Origin of the sequence: Allobosea sp. BK604 (assembly GCF_004341515.1) — a bacterium.
GTDB lineage: Bacteria > Pseudomonadota > Alphaproteobacteria > Rhizobiales > Beijerinckiaceae > Allobosea.
Window position 1 is genome coordinate 232,898 of record NZ_SLZF01000012.1, and the last position, 26,071, is coordinate 258,968.

Below are 26,071 nucleotides of genomic sequence, written 5' to 3' on the forward strand. Positions count from 1 at the left end.
TTATTCGTCGATTGCGGCCGCGGGGAAGCGGGCCGTGATGGCCTTGACGATCGGCCCCATCCGGGAGCCGAGCGAGCCCTTGATGGTGAGCACGTCGCCGGCGCGGATCGCCTCCACCACCAGCGGCTCGAGCCCGCTCGCCTGCGCGGCATAAGCGCCGCGATGGCGTGCTGGCAAGGCATCGTAGAGACCGCGCATCAGTGGGCCACAGGCAAAGACGAGGTCGACATTGTTCTCGTCGACCGCTCCGGCGAGCCCCTTGTGCAGCTCAGGCCCGGTCTCGCCGAGCTCGAGCATGTCGCCGAGGACGGCGATGCGGCGCCCGCGCCCGGAGACCGGCATGCGGCCGAGATTCTCGATCGCGGCCCGCATCGAGGCCGGATTGCCGTTATAGCTCTCGTCGATCAGGATGAAGCTTCCGGCCGGCGCGTGCAGCACCTGCTGGGCGCCGCGGCCGACAGGCGGCGTCAGCTCGCCGAGCGCCAGGGCCGCCAGCGCAAGATCGGCGCCGAGCGCCTCGACCGCCGCCAGAACCGCCAGCGAATTCAGGACGATGTGCTTGCCCGGGCTGCCGAGCCGATAGGCGACCGGCTTGCCGAGCACGATCGCATCGACCGTCGACATGTCCGGCTTCAGAGAGCAGGAGACCAGCCGCACGTCGGAATCGGCATGTTCGCCGAAGCTGATGATCCGCCCGGCCGGGCTCTGCTCGGCCAGTTTCCAGAGCAGGCCGGCCTGCGGGATATCGGCATTGACGATCGCGGTGCCGCCCGGCTTCAGCCCCTGGAAGATCGCAGCCTTCTCCTCGGCGATCCCCTCGACCGACTTGAAGGCGGCAAGATGCACCGGCTGCACCGTTGTGACGATTGCGACATCCGGCGTCACCAGCTTCGCCAGCGGCAGGATCTCGCCGGGCGCGTTCATGCCGATCTCATAGACGCCATAGCGTACCGAGGCGGGCGTCCGGCACAATGTCAGCGGCACGCCCCAGTGATTGTTGTAGGAGGCGACGGGCGCATGCGTCTGCCCCTGGCGCGACAGCACGAGCCGCAGCGCCTCCTTCGTGCCGGTCTTGCCGACCGAGCCGGTGACCGCGACGACGCCTGCGTTCAACTCGCGTCGGCGCGCGACGCCCGCCCGCTCCATCGCGCGCAGCACATCGTCGACGACGGCGTAGGATCCGGCGCCGTTGAAGACATGCGCATGCGCCTCGTCGATCACCGCAAGCGCCGTGCCCTTCTCCAGGGCGCCGGCCACGAATTCATGCCCGTCCCGGGCCTCGCCCTTGATCGCGAAGAAGGCATCGCCGGCAGCAAGCGTGCGCGTGTCGATCGAAATGCCGGAGATCTCGGCGGGCCGCGCACCGACAAGCCGCGCACCCATCGCCTGCAGAAGCTGTTCTCCGGTCCACAAGGGCGCGCCGCTCATCCTTCGATCTCCGCAATGGCCGCCCTCACCACCTCGTGGTCGGAGAAGGGCAAGGTCCGGTCGCCTATGATCTGGCCGGTTTCATGGCCTTTTCCGGCAACGACCAGCAAATCCCCAGCTTGGAGCATTCCGACCGCGCTACGGATCGCCTCCGTCCGATCGCCGATTTCCCGAAGTCTTGGCGAGGCGGCCATGACCTCGGCCCGGATCGTCGCCGGGTCCTCGCTGCGCGGGTTATCGTCGGTGACGATGGCGATATCGGCCTTCTCGGCGGCGATGGCGCCCATCACCGGGCGCTTGCCCCTGTCGCGGTCGCCGCCGCAGCCGAAGACGCAGATCAGCCTCCCGCTCGCATAGGCCCTGAGCGCGCCGAGCACCGCCGCCAGCGCGTCGGGCTTATGCGCATAATCGACGACGACGAGCCCGCCATTGATCTCGCCGACCCGTTCGAGCCGGCCGGGAACGCCCTCGAGGCGGGAGATCGCCTGCAGCGAGGCGGCGGCGTCCTCGCCAGTGGCAATGGCGAGCCCGGCTGCGACCAGCGCGTTGCCGGCCATGTAATCGCCGACCAGCGGCAGCAGCACTTCGAGCTCCCGCCCTTCGGCCCGTACCTTGAGCCGCTGCGAAAAGCCCTCCGGCGAGACCGAAAGCAGCGTCAGTGTCTCGCCGGCCCGGCCGACGCCGATCAGCGGATGCTTTTTCGCGGCCGCCTCGGCCGCTTCCCTTGCGTAGGGTTCGTCACGGTTGATCACGACCGGCATGCCGGCCGGCAGCAATTCCCAGAGCCGCATCTTCGCAGCCAGGTAGGCTTCGACACTCGGGTGATAGTCGAGATGGTCGCGGCCGAGATTGAGGAAGGCGCCCGCCCTCAGCCTGACGCCGTCGAGACGGTGCTGGTCGAGCCCATGCGAGGATGCCTCCATCGCGAGATGGGTGACACCATCTCCCGCCAATGCGTCGAGAGATGCGTGCAGCGTCAGCGGGTCCGGCGTGGTCAGCGAGCCGTATTTCGCGCCCTTGGCCGTGACGATACCAACCGTGCCGAGGCTTGCGGCCTCGTGCCCGAGCGCCGAGAAGATCTGCCGGGTGAAATCGGCGACCGAGGATTTGCCGCTGGTGCCGGTGACCGCGACGATGGTGCCGGGCTGGCGCGGATGGATTCGCGACGCCGCCAGCGAAAGCGCCAGCCGCGGCTCGACGACCTGCGCGAAGGCGATGGCCGAATCGACGCCCACCGGCCGCGCATCGCCCGAGACGATCGCGGCAGCGCCGCGGCTCACCGCATCCGCGATGAATTGCGCGCCATCCGCCTTGGCTCCGGCCAGCGCCACGAAGACATCGCCCGCCGCGACCTTGCGGCTATCGGCCGTGACGCCCGTGACCATGCGTGACGCGTCGTCCGGAAACGCCCCCGGGAAGAGTTGGCCCAGGCTGAAACCGCGTCCGTCCATGGTCTTGTCAGGTCCCTTGCTCAGCGCGCGCCCCAGGCGCCCAGTTTCGCCATCAGCGGGAAGGGCTGGGCCGGCGGATCGAAGCGTGGCGCGAGGCCCAGAATCGGGGCCGCCCGTTCGATCACCTTGCCGGTGGTGACGCCGGCATTCCAGGCGGCCGTCGAATAGCCGCCGCTCTCGGCATAGCCTTTAGGCTCGTCATAGATCGCAAGGAAGAGGTATTTCGGCTTGTCCGAGGGCGCGATCGCCGTGAAGGTCGTGAAGTTCTTGTTCTTGGCGTAGCGGCCGTTGATCACCTTCTCGGCCGTGCCGGTCTTGCCACCGACGAAATAGCCGGGGATGTCGGCCTTGCGGGCCGAGCCCTTCTCGCCGTTCAGGCGCATGATGAAGCGCATCGCCTCCGAGGTCTCGGGCTTGATCACGCGCACGCCGAGGCGCTGCGCCTCTTCCGGCGAGCGCTTGATGAAGGTCGGCGTGATGAAGTTGCCGCCATTGACCAGCGCTCCGACCGCCGCCAGCGCCTGGATCGGTGCCACCGCGAGGCCGTGACCGAAGGCGATGGTCGCCGTGTTGATCTCGCCCCAGCGCCTGGGCACGATCGGCTCGGCACTTTCCGGCAGCTCGGTGCGCATGCGGTCGAGCTGGCCCATCTTGCGCAGGAAGGCCTTGTGGCCCTCGACGCCGACCGACAGCGCCATCTTGATCGAGCCGATATTGGAGGAATGCAGGAACACCTCCGGCACGGTCAGGGTCCGGCCGGTGCCGTGGTATTCCTTGATGACCTGGCGGCCGAACCGCATCATGCCACCGGCGGTGGAATAGGACGAGTTGATGTTGGCCTTGCCCGAATCCAGCGCCATGGCGATGGTCAGCGCCTTGAAGGTCGAGCCCATCTCGTAGACGCCGACATTCATCCGGTTGATCCGGTCCTTGTCCTGCGCATCGACGGGGTTGCTCGGGTCGAAATCGGGAAGCGAGACCGAGGCGATCATCTCGCCGGTGGTCACATCCATGACCGCGCCGGCAGCGGCGATGGCGCGGAAGCGCTCCATGCCCTTCATCAGCTCGTCGCGCAGCAGGTGCTGCACGCGCAGGTCGATCGAGAGCTGGACCGGCTTGAGATCGGAGGCCTGCGTCGCGAGCCCGGCCCCGTTCAGGTCCTGCAGCCCCTGCGAGTCGATCCATTTCTCGATGCCGGCGATGCCGATATTGTCGATATTGGCGAAGCCGAGGATATGCGCCGCCGCCGGTCCGTTCGGATAGACGCGCTTGTTCTCGGGCACGAAGCCGACGCCGGGAATGCCGAGGCGATAGACCTCGGCCTGCTGGCGCGGCGTGACCTCGCGCTTGATCCAGACGAAGCCCTTCTTGGTGCTGAGCTTGTCGCGCAGATCCTTGGCGTCGAGATCGGGCAGGACGGCGGTCAGCAGCTCCGTCGCCTCGTCCTTGTCGATGATATTGCGCGGCTCGGCGAAGACGGAGACGGAGCGCACATCGGTCGCCAGCACAGTGCCGTTGCGGTCGACGATGTCGGGCCGGGCCGCCGAGATCGCGGACGAGGTGGCGCGGCGCAGGCCGACCTGCTCGTTCGGCAAGGTGGCCAGCATCACCAGCCGCCCGGTGATCGCGATGAACAGGGCGGAGAAGCCGAGGATGACGAGCCCGACGCGCGGTTGGCTCTTCTCCCCGCTCATCCGGAAGACGTCGCGCAGGAAAGCGAGCCCGCCGCGCTTCGGCTTGGCCTCGGTGTGGTTCTCCTCGGCCACCGCGTCCGTGTTTGCGCTCATGGCCGGCCTCCTGGGGTGGTGATGCCCTGCGTCTTGCGATCCTTGGGAGTCTCGGTCGGCAGGCCGAGCCCGAGATCGGCGAGCTTGCGGCCGATCTCGTCGACCTTTGGCCCGCGATTGGGCAGGTCGGAGGCCCGCACGGTCTGCAACACGTTGAAGGGCTGCAGATCGAGATGGCGGTCGGCCAGCGCCTGCAGCCTGTCCGGCCGGTTCAGGAACTGCCACTCGGCCTTGAGCACGGCGATGGCGTCACGCTCGCGCTGGGCCTTGGCCTTGATCTTCTGGAGCTGCTCGGTCTCGAGCGTCGTCTCGTATTTGATCGTGTAGGCGTAGAGCGCCGAGGAGACGAGCGCGCCGATCGCGATGACATGCAGGAGCTTGATCATGCGGTCAGTGTCTCCGGCGCGGTTGTGGTTGCGGGAGTTCGGCGAGCGCGACGAGATCGGCGTCCGGCGGACGCGTTGGCGCCTCTGTTCGCTCGGCGGCGCGCAGCTTGGCCGAGCGGGCGCGCGGATTGCTCCGCATCTCCTCCTCGGAAGGCGCGACCGGCCCCTTCGTCACCGGCTTGAAGGTAGCGACCGGCACGGCGGCAGCCGGCGCATGGCGCGAGCCGGCGGGCACCCGGCCCGAGCGCGCGGCGAAGAACTGCTTGACGATGCGGTCTTCCAGCGAATGGAAGGTCACGACCGCGAGCCGGCCGCCGGGCTTCAGCACGGCTTCGGCCGCATGCAGCGCCTGGACGAGCTCGCCGAGCTCGTCGTTGACCGCGATGCGCAGCGCCTGGAACACCCGCGTCGCCGGATGGGCTCCGCCGGGCTCGGCCCGGACGATGCCGGCGACGAGATCGGCGAGTTGCTTCGTCGTCGTCAGCGGCGCCTTACGCCTGGCCTCGACCACCGCGCGCGCCACGGCGCGCGACCGCCGCTCCTCGCCATAATGGTAGAAGATATCGGCGAGCCTGCCCTCCTCGCCCTCGTTGACGAGATCTGCAGCGCTTTGCCCATGCCGTCCCATGCGCATGTCGAGCGGCCCGTCGAAGCGGAAGGAGAAGCCGCGCTCGGCCTCGTCGAGCTGCATCGAGGAGACGCCGATATCGAGCACGACGCCGTCGAGCGGCACCATCCTGAAGCGCTCGGCCTCCTCGGCCAGCTCGCCGAACCGGGCCTGCGAGATCGTGAGACGCCCATCCATCGCCGCGACGAGATCGGCCCCGCCGGCGACGGCGGTCGGGTCGCGGTCGAGCGCCAGCAGGGTCGCCTGCGGCTCTCGTTCCAGCAGCGCGCGGGCATAGCCACCGGCACCGAAGGTGCCGTCGAGATAGCGCCCGCCAGCTTTGAGCGCGAGCGCGTCGAGAGCTTCCGCCAAGAGCACCGGCACGTGACGAGCCGGTCCGCCAATGGCGCCAGTATCCCGGCTGCCATGGCCCGTCATGTCCCCGATGCTCCCGACGAAACTGAATTCTGCGAGCCGAGCGCCCGCTTGACGTCGCGCAGACGGCCGCGCGCCGCCTCCAGATGCGCCTGGAAGCGCGACGGTTCCCAGATCTGGAACTTGTGGCCCTGCCCGACGAAGGTCACGGCATCGGTGATGCCGGCATGCGCCTTCAGCGTCTCGCTCAGCATGATGCGGCCCTCCGGATCGATCTTCAGCACCTCGGATGTGCCGTTCAGCGCCGTCGACAATGACTCCCACTCCTCCGAGAAGGGCGAGAAGCGCGAGAGGATATCGTCGATCGTCGCCCTCAGCGCGTGACCGCCGGCATCCAGCGTCTCGAGATCGAGCGCCGGGTGAACATAGAGCCCCTCGTAGCCATCCTTGAGCAGGACGGCGCGAAAGCTTGCGGGAATCGAGACGCGCCCCTTGGCGTCGAGCCGGTTGGTGAAATTCGAGACGAAGCGGTCCGTCAACGCCGCCTCCCGGCCTGCTCTCCCCCTCCCCGATCAAGGGCCGCACGGGCGGGATCGGGGCCTCCCGTCGAAGCGGGCAAAGCGCTGGCGTGAGCCAAAATCCGCGCGGCACACGGACCCTGACCTGCACATTGCCTGCCGGCTTCGACGGGATGATTTGGGATAACATGGGCCAGTGTGGGCGTCAACGGAATCGGATGCCCCGACGCGGTGACGCCGGAGCCAATCCGCATCACAGCTTGTTAAGGTTAAGTATCCGTAAGCGCCGCTCTTTTGGGCATTTTCGAATGCATGAAGCCGTCGGCCTTCGCGGAAAAGGCCGGGCTGGCACGCGAAAATATTTTTGATCGGCTCAGCCGGCGCTGTCGGCCGCCTTCAGCAGCGTGTCGCGCAACTGGTGCAGATCGCCGACGAGCCGCCTCGCCTCGTCGGGCGAGCCGCCGATCGCACAGGCCATCTTTTCCGGCACGAGCCGCGCCTTGTCGCCGAGCCGGTTCCCCGCCTCGGTCAGGAAGAGCCGGACCTGCCGCTCGTCCTCGCGGTCGCGCTCGCGGCGGATCAGCCCGGCCGCTTCCATCCGCTTCAGCAGTGGCGTCAGCGTGCCGGAATCTAGCATGAGCTGCTCGCCGACCGCCTTCACGGTGATGCCGTCACAATCCCACAGCACCATCATGACCAGATATTGCGGATAGGTCAGGCCGAGATCGGCGAGCACCGAACGGTAGAGCTTCGTGAAGGCATGGCCCGCCGAATAGATGGCGAAGCAGAGCTGCTCGTCCGCCTTCGGCAACGGCGCCTTGGAACCATCCGACCCTGTCATCGCTTCGTTTCGCATTCTGACCGCCTCCCCGCACATGGCCCGAACGCGCCGGTGGCGCAACGGGTTCATTGCGAAAAATTATGTCGTTGACAATTAGATTGTGCACTATCTATATTCCAATCGCAAGTTCACCACACCCCAGCCGAGCGGACCGACACCGACCCGCAGGCAAAACCGCAGGAGCGCATCATGAAGATCCTCTATACCGCCCATGGTTCCGCCACCGGTGGCCGCGAAGGCCAGGCCGCGACCGACACCGGCAACGTCAAGCTCGTGCTGAACACGCCGAAAGAGCTCGGCGGCGGCGGTGGCGAAGGCACCAACCCCGAGCAGCTCTTCTCGATGGGCTATTCCGCCTGCTTCCTTGGTGCGCTGAAGGTCGTCGCCGGCAAGGAGAAGGTGAAGATCCCGGATGACGCGCGCGTCAGCGCCGATGTCGGCATCGGCCCGCGCGACGACGGCAAGGGCTTCGGCATCGCGGTCAAGCTGACCATTTCGGTCCCGGGCGTCGACAAGGCGGTGGTCGAGGACCTCGTCCAGAAGGCCCATATCGTCTGCCCGTATTCGGACGCGACCCGCGGCAATATCGACGTCGACCTCAAGGTCGCCTGAGCCGAACTGACCAAAACGCAAACGGGCCGGGAGATCGCTCCCGGCCCGTTTGGCATGTGAAGATGGAGTGCCAGTCGGCCTGTAAGCCGGGTTCTGGACGGCCGGGAGATCGCTCCCCCGACGTGACGGCCATTCCTCTGGGACGCACATTGCTGTGCGCCTCAAGCAACCAACCCGGACGACAGGGCCTGGAAACCGGCCCCTCCTCCCTCGCGGGAGGAGCATCGTCCCTATTCGGTTTTGCTCCCGGTGGGGCTTGCCATGCCGTCCCCGTTGCCGGGTCCGCGGTGCGCTCTTACCGCACCTTTTCACCCTTACCCCGCGCCGAGGCGCAAGGCGGTTCGATCTCTGTGGCGCTTTCCCTAGGGTCGCCCCCGCCGGACGTTATCCGGCACCGTGTTTCCGTGGAGCCCGGACTTTCCTCCCCCGCGAACGGGAGCGGCCGTCCGGCCGACTGGCAACACGGCTAAGTGAGCCCTCGCCCTCGCCACGTCAAGGCGGCAGGCGTCGCTTACGAGTTCTGGGCCGAGATCGTGCGGACCTTGGCGCAATAAGCCCGATTTGCGCCACTAAGCCGACTGGCGAGATGGCCGCTCTGATACTTCATGATGGTGCGGCAGGTATCGCCGCCGGCGAGCCGATAGGCCTGCGCCAGATATTTCATGCCGAAGCGGGCATTGGTCTCGGCATCGAGCAGGCCGCCGGCCCCTCCGCTATAGCCGAGGCCCCGCGCCGTCTGGTGGCGGATCTGCATCAACCCGAAATTGCCGGCATTGGACGCGCGCGGATTGTAGCGGCTCTCGACCCGGACCACGGCATCGGCCAGCGAGAACGGCACGCCGTTGGCGGCCGCGTGGCGGGCGATGATCTGCCTGATCGCCTCTGAGCCGGCCGGGGCGGCAAGAGCCTGGCGCCGGCCCTTGCCGCGCGTCTTCGTCGTGGCGTCCTGAGCGACCTTCTCGCCGTCACCCGAGAGCGGAGCAGCAGCGCCCGTTTCGCCATTCACAGCAGTGCAGGCCGTCTGCAAGGATGCAAGGCAAATAAGGAGCGCAACGGCACTGCCGCGGGTTGAATATATCATGATCTGGGAACCCCAATCGTCCGATTCGCGGTTGATGGGGCGAATGAATTGATCGCCAAATGTGTTCATAATCTGACCGCCTGTGCAATAAATCTATGCTTTATTGGCGTGTATTTATTATTTAACCTAGGTTTAGCCTCCATGTAATAAGCATGTAGTTAGGGCAAGAATCACTTCGGTGCCGCAATGTTTCTGCGGCGCCGGAGTCAAGACAAAACGTTGCCGCATTCCCGTCGCATTTCGGCTGCGGACGGTCTTCGCGCGAAATTTATGTGGCCACCTTCGCAACACGTTCGGGAAGCACTTGCGGCAAGAGTGCTCATTGGCTCGGCGCGTCAGCCCGCTTATTCTGATTCCATCTTCGGTCATCGCGGCGCCCTCCGAGGCAGCCTCCGGTGCCGGGTTTTCGACACCGGGCGGGGAGGCGCCTGAACCATGGTTTCGTCTTTCTGGGGCGCGCTCGGCGGCGGCGGCATCGGCTTCGCGCTGGGCGGCCCGCTCGGCGCGCTCATCGGCGCCGTGGCCGGCCATGTGCTGGTCGACCGCGAAGGCGCCCCCTTCGCGCCGGCGCCGCGCGAGCTGATCTTCACCACCGGGCTCGTCGCGCTCTCGGCCAAGATGGCGCGCTCGGACGGTGTCGTGACCCGCGACGAGATCGCGGCCTTCCGCCGCATCGTCAAGGTGCCGGCGGAGCAGCAGGACCGGATCGAGAAGCTCTTCGACCTCGCCAAGCAGACCAGCGCCGGCTTTGAGGCCTATGCGGCGCAGATCGCCGATGCCTTCAAGGACGAACGTCCGCTGCTCGAGGACGTGCTCGACGGGCTCTTCCTGATCGCGGCAGCCGATGGCGCCATCCACGAGGCCGAGCATGCCTATCTGCGCGATGTCGCGACGATCTTCGGCATCGCCGAAGCGGATTTCGCCCGCATCGAGGCCCGCCATATCCGCCGCGCCGATGACCCCTATCTCGTACTCGGAGCGACGCGCGAGATGAGCGATGCCGAGCTGCGCAAACTCTATCGCCGGCTCGTCGCCGAGACCCATCCCGATCGTGAGATCGCGCGCGGCCTGCCGGAGGAAGCGGTTGCGATCGCCACGCGCCGCCTCGCCGCGATCAACGCCGCCTGGGACCGCATCGAGAAGGAGCGTGGCCTCGGCGCCCGCCTGCCCGAGCCGGCATGAGCCTGACCGTCACGCCCGACAGCCGTTTCGCCGCCAAGGTCTTCCCCTCCCCCAACCATGGCGAGCGCAAGTTCCGCGACGGCGGCACCGCTCGCCGCCCGGACATGCTGATCCTGCATTATACGGGCATGCCGGATGCCGGGCAGGCGCTGCAATGGCTCTGCAATCCGGTGGCTCAGGTCTCCTCGCATTATTTCGTCTTCGAGAACGGCCATACGCTCCAGCTCGTGCCGGAAGAGCGCCGCGCCTGGCATGCCGGTGCCTCGCATTGGGCCGGCGAGACCGACATCAATTCCTGCTCGATCGGCATCGAGATCGCCAATCCCGGCCATCCCGGCGGCCTGCCCGATTTCCCGCCCGAGCAGATCGCCGCGACGCTGAACCTCTGCCGCGACATTTGCGAGCGCTGGAGCATCCCGCCCGAGCGCGTGCTCGCCCATTCCGACATCGCGCCCGGCCGCAAGATCGATCCCGGCGAGAAATTTCCCTGGCGACATTTTGCCGAAGGCGGCGTCGGCCTTTGGGTCGAGCCGGCGCCGATGCGCAGCGGCCGCTTCTTCGCCCGCGGCGAGAGCGGTCAGCCGGTCGAGGCGCTGCAGGCGATGTTCGCCATGTTCGGCTACGGCGTCGCGGTCGACGGCGTCTTCGACGAGAAGCTCGAGGCGGTCGTCGCCGCCTTCCAGCGCCACTGGCGACAGGAGAAGGTCGACGGCGTCGCCGATTCCTCCACCATCACGACGCTGCGCGACCTGCTCGCCCTGACTCAGGCCTCGCGAACGGCCTGAGTGCAGCCTGAACGGCTGCTCTCCGTCGCATTGCAGGAAGTTAACTCGCCTAAATCCCGCGATTCTGGCATGGTCTGCGGCATGGGATCGTGCGGCCCGAAGGGCCGCGAGGGGAGCTGATCTTGCGTAAATGGGTGATCGTAGCCGGACTAGGAGTGGCTGCCGCCGCAGGCGCATACTGGACCTTCCGGCCGACCGGCGGAGCCGCCAGCGACGTCGCCTATCGCACCACGCCGGTCGATCGCGGCCAGATCACCGCCGCCGTGCGCGCGACCGGCACCTTGACCCCGGTGACCACCGTCGTCGTCGGCTCGATGCTATCCGGCCAGATCGTCGAAATCCTCGCCGATTATAATTCGCAGGTGAAGGCCGGGCAGATCGTCGCGCGCCTCAACAGCGACCAGATCAAGACCCGCCGCGACGCCGCTGCCGCCGATCTCGCCCAGTCCAAGGCCGATCTGGTGGTGAAGCGCGCCCAGCTCGACCGTGCCAAGACCGCGCGCGTCAAGGCGAATTCGACGATCAAGGACCTGGAAGCGCAGCGCGACCGCACCGCGGCCCAGCTCGCCGACGCCAAGCGCACGTTCGACCGCCAGAGCGAGCTCTATAACCGCGGCGCCGGCGCTCAGCAGGCCTATGACTCGGCTCGCACCCAGGTCGACATCCAGACCGCGTCGCTCGCCTCCAACGAGGCGCAGCTCGCCTCGGCCAAAGCCGAGCTCGGCGGGCTCGATGCCGACATCGTCCTTGCCGAAGGACAGGTGCAGTCCGGCGAGGCGCTGATCCAGAGCCGCGACGCCAAGCTGAGCGACATCATGATCGATCTCGGCCGCACCGATATCCGCTCGCCGGTCGACGGCGTCGTGGTGCAGCGCCAGGTCAATCTCGGCCAGACGGTCGCCGCCTCGCTCTCGGCGCCGGAGCTCTTCCAGATCGCCCAGGATCTGCACGAGATCGACATTTACGCCAATATCGACGAGGCCGATGTCGGACGGCTGAAGCCCGGCCAGTCGGTCAGCTTCACTGTCAACGCCTATCCGAACCGCACGTTCGAGGGCCGCGTCCTGATGGTGCGCCTCGGCGCGCAGACCATCTCGAATGTCGTGACCTATACCGGCGTCGTCCGGGTCGAGAACCGCGACATGGCGCTGTTGCCGGGCATGACCGCCAATCTCCAGGTCGTCACCGAGGACCGCCAGGATGCGTTGCGCGTCGCCAACGCCGCCCTGCGCTACCGCCCGAGCGGCAGCACCGCCGCCCCGCTCGCCGCGCCGTCCCCTTCCGCCGCAGCCCCCGGCGGAGCCCGCAACGGCCAACGCGCCATGGCTGCGCTGCGCGAGCGCATCGAGACCGAGGTTCAGCCGACGCCGGACCAGAAGCAGGCCATCACCGCCATCCTGCAGGAACGCCGGGCAGCCGGACGCGAGGCCATGACCGGCCTCTCCGACGAGGAACGCCGCGCCGCCTTCCGCGCCGCCCGCACCGAGATGCAGGCGAAGATCGCCGCTGCGCTCGATCCGGAGCGCCGCGCCAAATTCCTTGCGATCACGCAGGAAGGCCGGCCTTCGCCGCAGCAGGGCGCGCCCGGCCGCGTCTATGTGCTCGATGGTGACGGCCAGCCCAAGCTCGTCCAGGTCATGCTCGGCCCGACCGACGGCGCCTTCACGGAGATCGTCGCCGGCGATCTCAAGGAAGGTGCGCAGGTCGTTGTCGGCGGCGGCCCGCGCACCGCGGCAGCGTCCGAGCAGCCCGCCGGCCGCCCGCCGGTGCGCGGCCCGCGCCTGTTCTGAAGGCCTGGCCGATGGCCCTGATCGAAGCAAGGGAGCTCAGCCGGGTCTACGATCTCGATTCCGGCCGCGTCACGGCGCTCGACCGCGTCTCGCTCGAGATCGAAAGCGGCGATCTCGTCGCCGTGATGGGTCCGTCCGGCTCGGGCAAGTCGACCTTCATGAACCTGATCGGCTGCCTCGACCGGCCGACCGGAGGCCATTACGTTCTCGACGGCGTCGCGGTCGAGACGCTCTCCAGCGATGGCTTGGCGGAGCTGCGCAACCGCAAGCTCGGCTTCGTCTTCCAGCAGTTCAACCTGCTGCCGCGGGTCGATGCCTGTGCCAATGTTGAGCTGCCGATGGTCTATGCCGGCATCGACGGCAAGTCCCGGCGTGAGCGCGCGCTGCGGGCGCTGGCCCGCGTCGGCCTCGCCGAGCGCGCCCATCACCGTCCGATGCAGCTCTCCGGCGGCCAGCAGCAGCGCGTCGCCATTGCCCGCGCGCTCGTCAACGAACCGCGCCTGCTCCTCGCCGACGAGCCGACCGGCGCGCTCGACAGCCGCACCGCGCTCGAGATCCTCGGCCTCTTCCAGGACCTCAACCGCGAGGGCGTCACCGTCGTGCTGGTCACGCATGATGCCGAGGTCGCGCGCCACGCCCGCCGCGTCATCCGCTTCCGCGACGGCCACCTGCTGTCCGACCAGCGCCAGGAACCCGCAGATGCGCGCGCCGCGCTCAGCGCGCTCGACCTGTCGCATCAGCTCCCCGAGGCCGCCGAATGAGCATCTGGGAAGCCATCCGCTCGGCCCTCTCCGCCATCGGCGCCAATGCCCTGCGCTCGGCGCTGACCATGCTCGGCATCATCATCGGCGTCGCCGCCGTCATCGCCATGGTCGCGATCGGCTCCGGCGCACGCGAGCGTGTTACTGGTCAGATCAAGTCGCTCGGCGCCAATCTCGCCATCATCCAGTCCGGCAACGTCACCCAGGGCGGCGTCCGGCTGGGCGCAGGCGCATCCTCGACCCTGACCGACGAGGACGCCCGCGCCGTCGTCAACGAGGTCGAGAACGTGCTCGCTGCCGCCCCGGTGATCACCACCCGCGCACAGGCCGTCTATGGCGGCACCAACTGGTCGACGCAGATCACCGCGACCGATCTCGATTTCTTCACCGCCCGCGAATGGGATGTCGGCGAGGGCCGGCTGTTCGAGCCGGAAGAACTGCGCCGCGGCGAGATCGTCGCGATCATCGGCCAGACCGTGGCACGCAACCTCTTCGGCGAGCAGAACCCGCTCGACCAGCAGTTCCGCATCCGCAACGTGCCCTTCAAGGTCATCGGCGTGATGGCGCCCAAGGGCCAGTCGGCGCTGGGTCAGGACCAGGACGACGTCATCTTCGTGCCGCTCGACACCGGGAGGCGCCGCATCGTCGGCCGCAACTATGCCCGCGATCGCTCGGTGCAGACCATCATGGTCAAGTTTGCCAGCGAGGAGGCGATCAATCCCGGCATCGAGCAGGTCAATGCGCTGCTGCGCCAGCGCCACCGCCTTGCCGAGGACCAGGAGGACGATTTCATCGTCCGGAACCTCACCGAGATCGCCAATACCGCGACCGCCGCCGCCAACACCCTGTCCTGGCTGCTCGCCGCGGTGGCCGGCGTCTCGTTGCTGGTGGGCGGTATCGGCATCATGAACATCATGCTGGTCTCGGTCACCGAGCGCACCCGCGAGATCGGCCTGCGCCTCGCCGTCGGCGCCCGCCAGCGCGACGTGCTGGCGCAGTTCCTGATCGAGGCGACGACGCTGGCAACGATCGGCGGGGCGGTCGGCATCGCGCTCGGCATCGGTGCGGCGCTCACCATCGCCCGCATCGCCGGCTGGCCCTCGGTCGTCTCGATCGAGACTATCCTGATCGCGGTCGGCGTCTCCGGCATGATCGGCGTCTTCTTCGGCTTCTACCCGGCTCGCCAGGCGGCCCGGCTCGACCCGATCGAGGCGCTCAGGCGCGAGTAGCCTGGAGCATTGTCGAGCGAACTGGGCTCCGGTTCGCACGAAAAAATGCGATATAACAAAAGCTTATAGAGTCCCGCAATTCGGAAAAAAGGTGGACTGATTTAGGGCCGGGAACTTCGTTAAGGATTTGTCCCTTAGCCTCGGTCGGATTGCCGTCGGGCGGCGCTGTGCCCGCCGCTTGTCGTATGAGGCGAGACTTGAACCCTACGCCGCTGCCCGACGCCGAAGCCCGCCGCCTCTACGATCAGGCCGCATCGCTGGCGGGGATCGGAGCCTGGGAATGTCGGCTTTCGAACCAGCAGCTCACCTGGACGGACGGCGTCTACGATATTTTCGGCCTGACGCGCGGCTCGGCCCTGCACCGGCCCTCGATCGTCGATCTCTATCATGACGCCTCGCGCGCAGAGATGGAGCGCCTGCGCGCCAGCCTGATCCGCACCGGCCAGGGCTTCACCCTCGACGCGCGGGTTCTGACCGTCGATGGAGCCGAGCGCTGGATGCGCCTCAGCGCCAATGTCTCGCATAGCCATGGCCGGCCGGTCTGCATCTACGGCGCCAAGCAGGACGTCACGCGGGAAAAGCAGATGTGGCTGGGCCTGCGACGCCTTGCCTATAGCGACCCGCTCACCGGCCTCGCCAATCGCCGCGCCTTCGAGGCCGACCTGTCCGAGTTGCGCCGGTGCCCCGCGGACAGCCGTGCCCTCGGCCTGCTCGCCCTCATCGATCTCGACCTGTTCAAACCGGTCAACGACCGCTACGGCCATGCCGCCGGCGATGCCTGCCTGCGCCAGATCGCGCGGCGATTGGAGGCGGTGCTGAGCGACGCGAGGATGATCGCGCGGATCGGCGGCGACGAATTCGCGCTGCTGCTATACTCGGCGCCCGGCCGGCCGCACGTGCTGCATCGGCTCCGCCAGGCGCTCGCAGCCCTGTCGCGGCCGATCCTGTGGAACCATCAGCAGATCGAGATCGGCGCCTCGATCGGAGCGACCATGCTGTCGCCCGGCCGCAGCATCGATCCCGACCAATGCTTCGCCGAGGCCGATTCCGCGCTTTACGTCGCCAAGGCGGCCGGGCGGAACCGGCTGCATGTCTTCGGCGACCCACTGCAGGCCTCCCCGGCCGCGGAGGCGATGAGCAATGCCATCGCCGCCGGCAATGCGCTGCGGCTGATCTAGAGCATCTTCGAGCGAAGTGGATACCGGTTCGCGTGAAGAAAATGCGTCAAAACAAGTAGATAGAGAATTTTCGCGATTCGAAGAAGCGCGGAAATGCTCTAGGCTCCGCGCGGCCCGGGCCGTCGACGTCGCACGCAGGTGACGAGCCCCAGCCAAGGACAGCGCTTTCGGGCTCACCCTATGCGTAAGCCGCCGCAAGCATCTCTGCCGCTATCTTGACGCGCTCGCCCCCCTCTTCACCGCCAGCGTCATCCGCGGAAATTCTCACCTTTGATCGCGAATTCGACGCCGCCGTCTCGGCCGCATGACGTTGCGGCATGGATGAAGACGAAAGTCTATCGACTTTCACAATGGTCACCTCTCTGTCGCACAGCGCACCTAGGTTGCCGCGGGCTGATGGGTGAGAGGTGAGTAGCGTCTTGTCGACGTTTCTTGCGTGGCCGCGGGAGTAATATCCCGCGTCGGATTTCTCACGCCTGATCGAGCAGCCTTCACGGAGCGGATCAGATGCAAGTCGATATTTTCACGCAGGTGATCGTACCTGTCATCGGTGGCCTCGGCATCTTCATGCTCGGCCTCGAATTCATGAGCAACGGCATTCAGAACCTTGCCGTCAACAAGATGCGCGCACTGCTGGCCAAGATCGCCGGCACCCCGGTCAAGGGCGTGATGGCGGGCACCTTCATTACCGGCATCATCCAGTCCTCGACCGCGATGACCGTCATGGTCGTCGGCCTCGTCAATGCCGGCGTCATCGGCCTGCGCCCCGCCATCTCGGTGATCATGGGCGCCAATATCGGCACGACGCTCGGTAACGGCCTGATCGCCCTGCCCCTCGGCCCGCTCGGCCTGCTGCTCGCCGGCATCTTCGCGCTGATCTACATCTTCGGTAAGACCGACAAGGTGAAGAACATCGCGCTCGCCTGCATGGGCTTCGCGCTGATCTTCTACGGCCTCAACCTGATGACTGGCGGCCTGCGTCCGCTGCGCTCGATGCCCGAGATCATGTCGGTGATCTCCTCGCTCAAGGCCGACAGCTACCTGAACCTGATCTACTGCGTGCTGATCGCCGCCGGCATCACCGCGATGATCCACTCCTCCTCGGCGACGATCGGCATCGTCATGGGCCTCGGCGCCGCCGGCATCCTCGACTGGAAGACCGCCGTCGCCTTCTCGCTCGGCGCCGACCTCGGCACCACCATCACTTCCTGGATGGCCTCGCTCAACCTGTCGAAGAACGCCAAGCGCGCGGCTTACGCCCATATCTCCTTCAACATCATCGGCGTCGCGGTGACGATCCCGCTCTTCTTCGTCTCGATGGACGTGCTGACCTGGGCGATGCAGTGGTTCGGCGGCAATCCGGGCATCCCCGTCATCAAGGATGGCAAGGAGACCTTCCCGCTCGTCCCCGTCGCGATCGGCCTCTACTCGACCTTCTTCAACATCTTCAACACCGTGCTGCTCTTCCCCTTCGTCGGCGTGTTCGAGCGTGTTCTCTCCAAGGTCGGCGCCTCCTCGCTCGATGATGTCGAGGACTACACCCAGCCGCGCTACCTCACAGCCGGCACGGCCTCCGATCCCGCCCTCGCGGTCCCGGCCGTGCAGCGCGAGACCGGCCGCTATCTCGAGGCCGCCCGCCTCTTCCTCGACACCGCCAAGGGCACTGAGAACGCCCCCGACAAGGTCGAGGAACACTATGCGGCGATCGACATCCTCAACCGCGAGATCCGCTCCTACACCTCAGGCATGTTCCAGCCCGACATGCCCTACGCCCGGGCCGATCTCGTCGCGAGCCTGATCGAGGAGGAGGACTACACGGCCAGCCTCGGCGAGACGCTCTACCAGATCGCCCGCCGCGTCGAGCGCCAGCCCTTCGGCGAGCATGGCCGGACCCTGGTTGATACGATCATCGATCAGGTCTCCGACGCGCTGCGCGCCATCATCCCGATCGACCAGGTCAACCCGCCCGTCACGGCCGAGGCCGAGCCGCGCGTGACCGGCCTGCTCCAGCTGCGTGAGCGCTGCCTGCGCCTCGGCGCGGAGCTGCCCTGGGTCGAGCGTGGCGCGATCCTGGCCCTGCTGGGCTCGGCCGAGCGTGCGTTCTTCCTGATCGAGCGCATCGACGCCGAGCGCAAGTCGGTGGCGCGCACGGTCCCGGCCGGCAAGCCGGCCGAGCAACGCGGCGCCGAGGGCTTTGGCGGCGCGGCCGTCGTGCCGGCCTGAGCGACAGCGCCTTTCCGACATATCGAGGGCCGCCCATTCGGGCGGCCCTTTCTATTTATTGCACCCGCGCAATCACAGCGCCGCGGTGCGACTGCCCTCAGGCAGCTGGCATCGGCGCCTTCTCGGGCGGCGCGCCGTCCTTGATGACGCCCCTGATCTGCTCGCGCAGCTCGGGCGTATCCTGATGTCCGTGCACCGCAACCGCGTGCTGTACGGCCGCCTCCAGAAGCTCACCTTCAGTATCGGCCACGATCGCGATCGAGCAATTCATCTCGCTTGGGAATTCACGGCAGTCGATGAACTTGCGCGCCATGGCAGCCTCCCCGGTTTGACGATCTGGCAGCCCGCCATTTCGGAGGCTGCTCCGTGCACAATACGCTCTCCACAGATCGCGACAAAGGGACGCGCGATCGCAGATACGGCTCCTGCGGTGGGAGCTCGCCCTGCCCTATCCGACGCCCGGACGAGTGCCGGCAGGCCGCCACCGGCCCGCAGCGCGCCATCTGACGGATCGACCCAGGCATGCCCATAACGTCGTGGAGCGCAATCAAGCGCGTGCGATATTCGGTAGATCAATGGAGAACGACGCCACAAAGTCGCCGAACTTCCTGCCCATATCGCGCCCAGCACAGCCTATAACGCCAAATCAGATCGGAACGGGAAAGTTTTGTTGAAAATCAAAAGCGGCACAAACCGCTGCTATACCGATAGGGCATTCGAGATCAGCGCAGCCTCGATCGAATAAACGCTGCTTCCTCAGTCAAAATCCACAGATTGATCGAGCCGACCGGCCGCTCATCCAGCAGCCGATGAATCCGACGCGCCAGCGCTCGGGCTGCCCCCTTTTTCCCCGGAGTATACCGTATGAAGCGCATCGCCCCGCTGGCGCTGCTCGCGCTGACGGCGTTTGTCGACCCGCTTGCCGCGACCACCCCGCCCACATCGCTCATCCTCTCAGGCGTGCCCGTCGTCATCGATGGAGATACGCTGGCGAAAGAGCAGCGCTGCCTGGCCGAGGCGATCTATTTCGAGGCCCGCTCGGAAGGGGAAGACGGACGCGTCGCCGTCGCGCAGGTCGTGCTGAACCGGGTCAGGAGCGGGACCTATCCGGGCTCCGTCTGCGGCGTCGTCTACCAGAATCGCAACCGCCATCTCGCCTGCCAGTTCAGCTTCGCCTGTACCGGCAAATCACTGCGCATCAAGGAGTCCGAGCCATGGGAAGAGGCCGTGCGCATCGCTCGCGATGTCTATGAGGGCCGGACCTATCTGGAGGAGGTCGGCGCCTCCACCCATTATCACGCCGATTATGTCCAGCCGGACTGGGCGAAGAAGCTCAAGAAGATGGACGTGATCGGCAGGCACATCTTCTACAGCTGAGCAACTATAACCGATATCAGCTAAGCATCGGCAGCCGTGGAACGAAGGATCATATGGCAATGGCAGGGCTTGAGCGGGAATAGGCGGGATTATCCGGGTTTGGGCGGAAAAGACCCGCCGGGATACAGGATTACCGAGTGTAGCGGTTCGCGGTGGCCTAGGTTTCTTGCCATTTGATCCTTCGTTAATTGCCGAGCCTGAAATGGCAAAGCACACACGGCTAGGAGTGCGGCCTTGCGCTAAGCACTTGAAAAGTCGCTGGCGGATCGCGGGCAACTGTTACGATTTTCCTGTGAGGAGGCCTTCGCCGTAACAGTTCGAAAAAGTGACGCTTTTTCAGATAGCTAGCTTTAATAGAGCCAGGAGGGCCTCCGAGGCGAACTGTTACGCTCTGGGCGCCAAAACTCCGACGCGATCGAGATCATGGCGCAGCAGATGTTACGCGAGCTCGGGCCGAAACGTGCACCCATCAATCGGCGGCGAAAGCCACCCTGAGAGTGCCGGCTCCGGGCAAAAGCCCTCGGCTGCTAGCGCGCCGCCTTAATTCGCCGGGGATTTCGGGGACAACCATCCGCTGTGGCACTCACCCCGACCTAGGTCGGTATCCAGGACCGATCCCATTGGTAAAGGTGGGGTTCGGAGGGCTGGGATAACTCCGGGCCGGCATTTCAGAATCAATGGCCGGCGTCATCCTTCGGGGTGGCGCCGGCCTTTTTGTGTCTATGCGAACGGAGAACGTACGAGCCGAATCGTGCGCCACCCCTCAGCGTGCTCTTTTGGAATAGGAAGCTCTCAACGGCCACGGGCATTTGCGGTCAGCCAACGTTCGCCATAGCGCCTAAACGGCCCCTCGACCTTCTCGAAGCTGAAATTTGCTGCCAGGAAGGTCATCGGAATGACGAGAACCACCTGCGTTACACCGTAACTGATGGCGCCGTTGAAGATGCTTGGCGCGAACCGGGCAATTCCCATCCAGGCCAGTGCCATGACAGGAAAGTGAAGCAGGTAGATCGAATAGCTGCGGTCCCCGATCCAAAGCATGATCCGGTAAAGTAGCGTGCCCTGGCCAGCGAACGCATTGTTCGTACGGGCCAGATAGACCAAGGCCAAAAAGCAGAGCGCCATGAAAGGCGTCGTGAAGCCATCGAGCACTGGCTTTAATCCCGGACCTAACTGGTCCTCAGATACGGACACCCATGCCATCGGCATCACGAGTAGAAGCGGTGCAAAAATTGGTCCGTCATGGATTTCAACGACCAGAAGCAGCGCGAGCCCAACTCCCAACAGCATAAAGTCGAAACGGAACCGCCAGAGGTAATCGATGAACGCGAGCGGCACGGGATCTGAGCCCACGAGTTGCCCGAGCCGGTCGGCCAGGACCAGAACAAAGAGAACCGCCGCAATTGCGGGCAAGGCGACCCGATAGTGCGCGGGCGAAAACCTGATCAACGCCAGTGTAAAAAGTACGCCGGCGAATGCGGCGTAGAACTGGAACTCGACAGACAAGCTCCACATTGCGCCGTTCATATAGTGCGTACCGCCCGATCTGTTGATCACGTAGCCACCGAGAATCGCGGCTGATTGGCTTAGGTACTCACCAATCCCGAAGCCGAACGACACCCAGAAACAGCAGGATAGCGGGGAACAGTCGAAACGCTCGCTTTAGCAGAAAAACGCCGGCCGTAGGCCGAGTTCTCAATACAGACTGGGTGACAACGAGCCCGCTGATGACAAAGAAGAGCTCCACACCCACCCAACCCGGGACCACGAGCTTGATGGGCATGAGCTCAAACAGTGTTCTCGAAAGGCTGAGGTGGTAGCCCAGAACTAGAAGAATTGCGACGCCGCGCAAAACCTGGATGTCGCCAATCTTCGGCGCCGCTTTTGTCGATTCCATGCCGCCGCTTAGCACAACTCGCGCACTATGGAACGGCAAACATAGCGCTTACTTGGCGACGCACGTGGACTTGAGAGCCTCAGATTTTGGCCCCGTCAGCTTCGGCGGGGCGGGCCCTTTTCTTCTCCGAAGTGCATCGTGACGTGCTAGAGTTGGGTTCAGCTCCTGAGGCTGGCGTGAAGGAGATTGAAATGATCCATCAATTCGCGGTCGGAGATCAGGTCAGCCTGGCTTTTGGCTTTTACGATCAGGCTGCCGTCGGGCTCTATGCCGTCACACGCCTGTTGCCCTCCCGCAACGATGGCGAGCCCCAATACCGCGTGAAAGGCAGCGACGACCGGGAGCGAGTGATAGGTGAAGCCCAGATCGAGCGGGCAGGTGGAAACCGCACATCCACTGGGCCTGTTCGCCAGCGTAGCCCGCACAATCCGATAACTGAAATATTCAATCGTTTACGCCTTGAAGAGAAACGATAAGTCGAACGCCTGTGAGGTAAGGCACCCATGACGGAGCGGCGTGAACTTTACCGTAGTCCGAACGGTGACTGCTGGTATCTAGGTCGAGAACCGACCAGCGGCGCGGCGTTTGTGATTCATCAGCCCAGCGGCCCGTCTGGCGGGCGTTTATCCCATATCGAGCTTGGAGCGTTTCTTAATACGGGACCCAGCGACCGGCCCGAGCAGCGGGCCTTGCTTCGCCTGATCGGGACGCTCGTCGATGTGCCACCCTATGCCGAGCGACCGATAGAACCCAGTGAGCGCCCGTGAGGCCACTCCGGGCAAGGAGGTAACAGCCGCGTGACTAGGCGTGGCCGCTGGCCGCCTTTGCGGTGCGACCCGCGCGGTTTGAAGGGTGGCGAAGGAGATGCCGGCCGGGAAGCCAGCCGCAAAGACGGAACCTAGCGGCCCGCTATCGCAAGTGATGCGAAGCCGGAATTCGTAACGACCGTGCGTACTGGCGGCGACGTTTCCGATCGCCAACTGGTCACGCGCAGCGGACCACCGTAGCGTAACATCGCACCGAGTCGCCCCCCATCCACATCCTCGGTGTGGCGGAGGGGATCGGCCCCGCGAGGCTCCCCTCCGTCTTCCGGCGTCCTCATCTCAGAGCGGACCGAACCAAACTGCGAAGCATGCACCAACCGCTGCAACGAGGGTTGCTGCAATTAAGAGCGCAGTTTCCGTGTCAGGTGGCTCCAGCTTCAATCGAACATGTCCGTTCCAGAAACTCGGCGCTGTTCCATGAACGCAGCGATAGCGCGTTCGAGGGCGGATCGCTCCAGCGCTTCCGAGGTATCGGCATGGGCCGCCTCAAGCTCGCGGACCCGCGCGAGCGCGCGCCGGAACTCATCTTCTGTTCGGATCGCTAAGACAGGCGCCTCGGGCCCAGGGGGCGTATTCACTTTGGTCATGGACGTGAGTAGGATGGAGTACGCGCCATCTGCAGGAAGCGGCATAGCACATTGGGCCCGTTGCAACGACTTTCAAGTGCGGGACGAATTCGCTGAGATCCAAGAGGCCTCGAGTTGCTCGGATCTCATCCAACAACGGGCTTAGGAGATTTCTCCCGACGAGGTTGGGGGCGCGGCATTACCTTCGGCGAACATACGTACGCATCGATCGCGGCGACTATTTCGGCGAGCTCACGCTCCTCCGCGCTACCGCCAGTGCGATCGAGCAACGCGTCCGCCCGTTTGAGCGCGGCAGCAAGTTCGGTGTCGTCGCGGATCGTGAATGGAGTCCTGATCATAACCCATCATCAACAGGATGGCGTTCAGGGCCAAGCCCAAATCACGGCCTCCATCTGGTGGTCCCGGGATGATAGTCAAAAGACATTGACGCGATGTAGGTGTTGTGGAGCATGAGCGCGGCGCTGCCGAGCCGACGGCGCCGCCTCACCGAAGGTACCCCAATCTTCCTTCGGAGCTCTCAGGCCCCATCAGCTTCGGCTGGCGGGGCCTTTTTTGTTTGCGGCCCGCGGCGGCGGGCCTGTTCCTCGCCAGTATTCTTTGGCCTCCCAGACCTCCAAGGCGAAGACGAGAGCAATCAGTTCGATTTCCTCGGCCGAAGCCTCGGTGCAGCCAGACAGGTGTTCGACACGCGCCAGTGCAGCGCACGCTTCTTCACTACTGCGGATCATCTGCTTTGCGGCGGCACGCGCGCGCTGAACTGAACTTGACCGCATATGCTCACCCTTCGCTGATCCCTGGAACGAATCTCCTTGCCGGCTGTTCCCGGTCCGTCGAGTTGCGGAGTTTCAGTCAGTATGTGCGCGTCGCGTGTTGCGGTCGGGGCCTGTCGCCGAGACCTTGAAGGGGCCGGCCGCGCGCCGCTCTGCCGCCGGCCAGCGCGTGCTCATCTTCGATCCGATACCGGAGCGCATCGAGCCGAGCCTCGCGCTTCTGGTCTCGAAAGTGCCGGAAGGACCGGACTGGTCCTATGAGGTGAAATGGGACGGCTATCGCCTCGCCGTCCACGTTGAGCCTGGCGGGACGATCCGCATCATCACCCGCGGCGGGCATGACTGGACCGAGCGCTTCCCGACCGTAGCGAAGGCGGCCGGCCTGCTCGGCGTCGACAGCGCAATCATCGATGGCGAGGCCGTCGTGCTCGATGCCCAGGGCCGTCCAGAGTGAGACGTTCGTGATCATCGGCTATGAGCCCTCGAGCGTGGCGCTGGACGGCATCGGGCGGCTGCTGCTGGCTGCGCGCAAGGGCGGCGGCCTAGCGTACGTCGGCGGCGTCGGCACCGGCTTCGGCGAGGTCAGCGGCCGGGCTCTGAAGCGAATGATGGACAAGCTGGTGATCGAGAAGCCCGTAATCAGGCTGAAGCGCAAAGGCGCGATCTGGCTGATGCCAGCACTCGCCGCGGAGATCGAATTCCGCGGCTGGACCGACGAGCCGAAGCTGCGGCATTCGTCGTTCAAGGGGCTGAGAGAGGAAGCCGAGATGGGCGAGATCTATCAGCTGCCTTAATGTCCGACTTGGGTGGAAGGCAGACCTCTGCCCACAGCGTTTCAGTTAGACCGTTTTACCGACATCGAGGCCAAGGGGAGCGGCGGCGACCAATATCTCAAACAAGCGCGCTCATCGCCGTCGAGCATCGACCAGGGGACGATGACTTCGCCGTCAGGTGAAACAAAATGATCGAGGTAGCCAAACTCACCTCGGTCGTAGAAAATGCAAACTTGCCACCCATCGCGCGCCGGCAGGGTCACATCCAAATTTCGCTTTTCACGCTCGTGAGGCGGCACCGCGCTGGCTGCGATTTCGGCAAGGTCTTTGGCATTCATCATCGAATTTGCCCTTTCAAGACGGTGATCAGCCGCTCGAATGAAGTAGAGCAGTCGGCCAATTTCTATCTTGGAAGTTATCAGGATCACTAATGAAGGTCAGATATCCGTCGCTGAAGGTCATCGCCGATAGTGCCAGATCTGAACCTTCTGCAGAAATATAGCGAAGCTTGTAGGCATATTCAGTTGCATCAACATCACTCAGATCACCAAGCAAGACGCCATGATATTTTGATCCATCCTTTAATGCTACACGGCGATGCTCTAAAGGCACCTCCGTACCATCACGCAGGATTAACCTGCCGCGCTCGGATTTCATTACGTTCTCGCTAGGATAGGCCCTCCGAAGCTAAGCTGTCGGAAGGGATAAAGCGCACGGATACCGCGCTTCTCGACTAGGCGCTTCCTCCGATCAATAAGCAAGCAGTCCGGTGTCGCATGCCTGCGCGATCTGTCCGGCATCGTGGAAGCGCGCGCCGCTTATCGATGCGACAGTACGGCGAAAAGAAGCGCTAGCGCCGCCACCAGTCCACAATGGGCTAGCCATCCCGGATAGGACGCCCAAAACCAAGCCTTATAGAGATTCCAGTGAATGATGTTTGCCATGGTGGGCTCCAATTATTGCCCAACGCGTTTGATCCGCCTGTTGACCCATTTCGTGATCCATTCCGCTCTACCTAACTACCTCCTTGTCCTTGCGCTCGCGTGCCAATTGAACAACATCGCTGACGAACGTCAGATACCCGTCGCCGAAGGTCGTGATCAAAACCGGGAACTCCGTGCCATCCGCCGGGTGATAGTGGAGATTGTAGGCGAATTCCCCCCAGTCGATTTTGCTTAAATCGCCAAATAGGCTTCCGTGGCGTCGAGTGCCATCTCTAAGCGTGGCAAAGCAGTAGTCCAAAGGCACGTCCGAGCCGTCGCGCAAGATAAGCCTGCCCTGGCCGGTTTTCATGAAGTTTCTCGCTTGGGTTTCACCTCCGAAGCTAAGCTCTCAGGAGGGATAAAGCGCAGGGATACCGCGCTTATCCACTAGGCGCTTTCCCCGATTGATAAGCAAGCAGTCCAGTGTCGCAGGCCCGCGCGATCTAGGGAGCGAGCGCATCATGTTTTCGCGCTTAGCATTACAAGCCTGGACGGCTTTGAGTGGGGGTTGCGCCATTCTTCGTCAGGTATGGGTCGATACCGTTGAAAAAGTCGTCGTTGCGACGGGTATGAAGTCCTGATTCAGTCGTCCTTGTGCGGAGGGCGGGGCGATGATGGGCGAACGG

21 protein-coding genes, 1 other RNA gene and 3 pseudogenes are annotated in these 26,071 nt (G+C 64.9%); 11 read left to right on the forward strand and 14 right to left on the reverse strand.

The features are described 5' to 3' along the window. The 7 genes from EV560_RS30850 to EV560_RS30880 form a co-directional block, all read right to left on the reverse strand. Positions 1-1,428, reverse strand: a complete 1,428-nt coding sequence (locus EV560_RS30850; protein ID WP_131859676.1) for a UDP-N-acetylmuramoylalanyl-D-glutamyl-2,6-diaminopimelate--D-alanyl-D-alanine ligase — start codon at positions 1,426-1,428, stop codon at positions 1-3. After that, a complete protein-coding gene (locus EV560_RS30855; protein ID WP_131859677.1) occupies positions 1,425-2,879 on the reverse strand; it encodes a UDP-N-acetylmuramoyl-L-alanyl-D-glutamate--2,6-diaminopimelate ligase in 1,455 nt (484 codons plus the stop codon). The genes EV560_RS30850 and EV560_RS30855 overlap by 4 nt, the downstream gene beginning before the upstream one ends. A 20-nt stretch (positions 2,880-2,899) precedes the next feature. Next, the gene (locus EV560_RS30860; RefSeq protein WP_131859678.1) at positions 2,900-4,666 is read right to left on the reverse strand and encodes a peptidoglycan D,D-transpeptidase FtsI family protein; all 1,767 of its coding nucleotides are present in this window, start codon (positions 4,664-4,666) and stop codon (positions 2,900-2,902) included. Further along, positions 4,663-5,052, reverse strand: a complete 390-nt coding sequence (gene ftsL, locus EV560_RS30865; protein ID WP_131859679.1) for a cell division protein FtsL — start codon at positions 5,050-5,052, stop codon at positions 4,663-4,665. Before ftsL ends, EV560_RS30860 begins: the two co-directional genes overlap by 4 nt. A gap of 4 nt (positions 5,053-5,056) precedes the next feature. Further along, the gene (gene rsmH / locus EV560_RS30870) at positions 5,057-6,097 is read right to left on the reverse strand and encodes a 16S rRNA (cytosine(1402)-N(4))-methyltransferase RsmH (protein WP_131859680.1); all 1,041 of its coding nucleotides are present in this window, start codon (positions 6,095-6,097) and stop codon (positions 5,057-5,059) included. After that, positions 6,094-6,573, reverse strand: a complete 480-nt coding sequence (locus EV560_RS30875; protein WP_131859681.1) for a division/cell wall cluster transcriptional repressor MraZ — start codon at positions 6,571-6,573, stop codon at positions 6,094-6,096. Before EV560_RS30875 ends, rsmH begins: the two co-directional genes overlap by 4 nt. A 352-nt stretch (positions 6,574-6,925) precedes the next feature. Further along, positions 6,926-7,393: a MarR family winged helix-turn-helix transcriptional regulator gene (locus EV560_RS30880; protein WP_131859682.1), complete on the reverse strand. Its 468-nt coding sequence runs from the start codon at positions 7,391-7,393 to the stop codon at positions 6,926-6,928. A 189-nt stretch (positions 7,394-7,582) separates the two neighbouring features. Between EV560_RS30880 and EV560_RS30885 the strand changes: the two genes are divergently transcribed. Beyond that, positions 7,583-8,005 (forward strand): organic hydroperoxide resistance protein, encoded by a 423-nt coding sequence (locus EV560_RS30885; RefSeq protein ID WP_131859683.1) that lies wholly within the window; start codon positions 7,583-7,585, stop codon positions 8,003-8,005. 66 nt (positions 8,006-8,071) lie between these two features. On the opposite strand, the gene rnpB is transcribed toward EV560_RS30885, so the two are convergent. Together rnpB and EV560_RS30895 are read right to left on the reverse strand one after the other, a co-directional pair. Then, positions 8,072-8,463: RNase P RNA component class A (gene rnpB, locus EV560_RS30890), an RNA gene on the reverse strand. A gap of 53 nt (positions 8,464-8,516) precedes the next feature. Beyond that, positions 8,517-9,011, reverse strand: coding sequence for a transglycosylase SLT domain-containing protein (locus EV560_RS30895; RefSeq protein ID WP_165923717.1), 495 nt, complete (start codon positions 9,009-9,011; stop codon positions 8,517-8,519). A 510-nt stretch (positions 9,012-9,521) separates the two neighbouring features. Between EV560_RS30895 and EV560_RS30900 the strand changes: the two genes are divergently transcribed. From EV560_RS30900 to EV560_RS30930, 7 genes are all read left to right on the forward strand, one after another. After that, positions 9,522-10,268, forward strand: a complete 747-nt coding sequence (locus EV560_RS30900) for a TerB family tellurite resistance protein (RefSeq protein ID WP_131859685.1) — start codon at positions 9,522-9,524, stop codon at positions 10,266-10,268. Then, a complete protein-coding gene (locus EV560_RS30905) occupies positions 10,265-11,053 on the forward strand; it encodes an N-acetylmuramoyl-L-alanine amidase (RefSeq protein ID WP_131859686.1) in 789 nt (262 codons plus the stop codon). Before EV560_RS30900 ends, EV560_RS30905 begins: the two co-directional genes overlap by 4 nt. 155 nt (positions 11,054-11,208) lie before the next feature. Beyond that, positions 11,209-12,843: an HlyD family secretion protein gene (locus EV560_RS30910; protein WP_131859687.1), complete on the forward strand. Its 1,635-nt coding sequence runs from the start codon at positions 11,209-11,211 to the stop codon at positions 12,841-12,843. Between the two features lie 11 nt (positions 12,844-12,854). Continuing rightward, a complete protein-coding gene (locus tag EV560_RS30915; protein WP_131859688.1) occupies positions 12,855-13,604 on the forward strand; it encodes an ABC transporter ATP-binding protein in 750 nt (249 codons plus the stop codon). Then, positions 13,601-14,833 carry an ABC transporter permease gene (locus tag EV560_RS30920; protein WP_131859689.1) on the forward strand — a complete coding sequence of 411 codons (1,233 nt, stop codon included), beginning with the start codon at positions 13,601-13,603 and terminating at the stop codon, positions 14,831-14,833. Before EV560_RS30915 ends, EV560_RS30920 begins: the two co-directional genes overlap by 4 nt. Positions 14,834-15,030: 197 nt before the next feature. Further along, a complete protein-coding gene (locus tag EV560_RS30925; RefSeq protein WP_165923718.1) occupies positions 15,031-16,011 on the forward strand; it encodes a diguanylate cyclase domain-containing protein in 981 nt (326 codons plus the stop codon). A 507-nt stretch (positions 16,012-16,518) separates the two neighbouring features. Beyond that, positions 16,519-18,234, forward strand: a complete 1,716-nt coding sequence (locus tag EV560_RS30930; protein ID WP_131859691.1) for a Na/Pi cotransporter family protein — start codon at positions 16,519-16,521, stop codon at positions 18,232-18,234. A 97-nt stretch (positions 18,235-18,331) separates the two neighbouring features. Here the strand turns inward: EV560_RS30930 and EV560_RS30935 are convergent, their stop codons facing one another. Next, entirely contained in the window at positions 18,332-18,547 is a 216-nt protein-coding gene (locus tag EV560_RS30935; RefSeq protein WP_131859692.1) for a DUF1059 domain-containing protein, read from the reverse strand. A 656-nt stretch (positions 18,548-19,203) separates the two neighbouring features. On the opposite strand from EV560_RS30935, the pseudogene EV560_RS30940 reads away from it, so the two are divergent. After that, a pseudogene (locus EV560_RS30940) lies at positions 19,204-19,611 on the forward strand (cell wall hydrolase); the annotation flags it as partial. 792 nt (positions 19,612-20,403) lie between these two features. Here EV560_RS30940 and EV560_RS30945 read toward each other — a convergent pair. Next, a pseudogene (locus EV560_RS30945) lies at positions 20,404-21,508 on the reverse strand (acyltransferase family protein). A 176-nt stretch (positions 21,509-21,684) separates the two neighbouring features. Between EV560_RS30945 and EV560_RS30955 the strand changes: the two are divergent. Together EV560_RS30955 and EV560_RS30965 are read left to right on the forward strand one after the other, a co-directional pair. Continuing rightward, positions 21,685-21,984, forward strand: a complete 300-nt coding sequence (locus tag EV560_RS30955; protein WP_131859696.1) for a hypothetical protein — start codon at positions 21,685-21,687, stop codon at positions 21,982-21,984. A gap of 1,832 nt (positions 21,985-23,816) precedes the next feature. Beyond that, positions 23,817-24,483: pseudogene (locus tag EV560_RS30965) on the forward strand (ATP dependent DNA ligase). A gap of 41 nt (positions 24,484-24,524) precedes the next feature. Here EV560_RS30965 and EV560_RS30970 read toward each other — a convergent pair. The 3 genes from EV560_RS30970 to EV560_RS30980 all read right to left on the reverse strand — a co-directional run bounded on the left by EV560_RS30970 (position 24,525) and on the right by EV560_RS30980 (position 25,755). Next, positions 24,525-24,803, reverse strand: a complete 279-nt coding sequence (locus EV560_RS30970) for a hypothetical protein (protein WP_131859698.1) — start codon at positions 24,801-24,803, stop codon at positions 24,525-24,527. A gap of 25 nt (positions 24,804-24,828) precedes the next feature. Next, the gene (locus EV560_RS30975) at positions 24,829-25,119 is read right to left on the reverse strand and encodes a hypothetical protein (RefSeq protein WP_131859699.1); all 291 of its coding nucleotides are present in this window, start codon (positions 25,117-25,119) and stop codon (positions 24,829-24,831) included. Positions 25,120-25,473: 354 nt separating this feature from the next. Beyond that, complete coding sequence (locus EV560_RS30980; protein WP_131859700.1) at positions 25,474-25,755, reverse strand: hypothetical protein; 282 nt, start codon at positions 25,753-25,755, stop codon at positions 25,474-25,476. Between the last annotated feature and the right edge of the window lie 316 nt (positions 25,756-26,071).

What these genes read in the sequence shown, in the direction of transcription:
- EV560_RS30905 (WP_131859686.1), top strand. Translation starts at nt 10,265, where the DNA reads ATGAGCCTGACCGTCACGCCCGACAGCCGTTTCGCCGCCAAGGTCTTC.
- EV560_RS30970 (WP_131859698.1), bottom strand. Translation starts at nt 24,803, where the DNA reads ATGATGAATGCCAAAGACCTTGCCGAAATCGCAGCCAGCGCGGTGCCG.
- EV560_RS30880 (WP_131859682.1), bottom strand. Translation starts at nt 7,393, where the DNA reads ATGACAGGGTCGGATGGTTCCAAGGCGCCGTTGCCGAAGGCGGACGAG.
- EV560_RS30885 (WP_131859683.1), top strand. Translation starts at nt 7,583, where the DNA reads ATGAAGATCCTCTATACCGCCCATGGTTCCGCCACCGGTGGCCGCGAA.
- EV560_RS30860 (WP_131859678.1), bottom strand. Translation starts at nt 4,666, where the DNA reads ATGAGCGCAAACACGGACGCGGTGGCCGAGGAGAACCACACCGAGGCC.
- EV560_RS30915 (WP_131859688.1), top strand. Translation starts at nt 12,855, where the DNA reads ATGGCCCTGATCGAAGCAAGGGAGCTCAGCCGGGTCTACGATCTCGAT.
- EV560_RS30920 (WP_131859689.1), top strand. Translation starts at nt 13,601, where the DNA reads ATGAGCATCTGGGAAGCCATCCGCTCGGCCCTCTCCGCCATCGGCGCC.
- EV560_RS30900 (WP_131859685.1), top strand. Translation starts at nt 9,522, where the DNA reads ATGGTTTCGTCTTTCTGGGGCGCGCTCGGCGGCGGCGGCATCGGCTTC.
- EV560_RS30930 (WP_131859691.1), top strand. Translation starts at nt 16,519, where the DNA reads ATGCAAGTCGATATTTTCACGCAGGTGATCGTACCTGTCATCGGTGGC.
- ftsL (WP_131859679.1), bottom strand. Translation starts at nt 5,052, where the DNA reads ATGATCAAGCTCCTGCATGTCATCGCGATCGGCGCGCTCGTCTCCTCG.
- EV560_RS30975 (WP_131859699.1), bottom strand. Translation starts at nt 25,119, where the DNA reads ATGAAATCCGAGCGCGGCAGGTTAATCCTGCGTGATGGTACGGAGGTG.
- rsmH (WP_131859680.1), bottom strand. Translation starts at nt 6,097, where the DNA reads ATGACGGGCCATGGCAGCCGGGATACTGGCGCCATTGGCGGACCGGCT.
- EV560_RS30935 (WP_131859692.1), bottom strand. Translation starts at nt 18,547, where the DNA reads ATGGCGCGCAAGTTCATCGACTGCCGTGAATTCCCAAGCGAGATGAAT.
- EV560_RS30980 (WP_131859700.1), bottom strand. Translation starts at nt 25,755, where the DNA reads ATGAAAACCGGCCAGGGCAGGCTTATCTTGCGCGACGGCTCGGACGTG.
- EV560_RS30855 (WP_131859677.1), bottom strand. Translation starts at nt 2,879, where the DNA reads ATGGACGGACGCGGTTTCAGCCTGGGCCAACTCTTCCCGGGGGCGTTT.
- EV560_RS30850 (WP_131859676.1), bottom strand. Translation starts at nt 1,428, where the DNA reads ATGAGCGGCGCGCCCTTGTGGACCGGAGAACAGCTTCTGCAGGCGATG.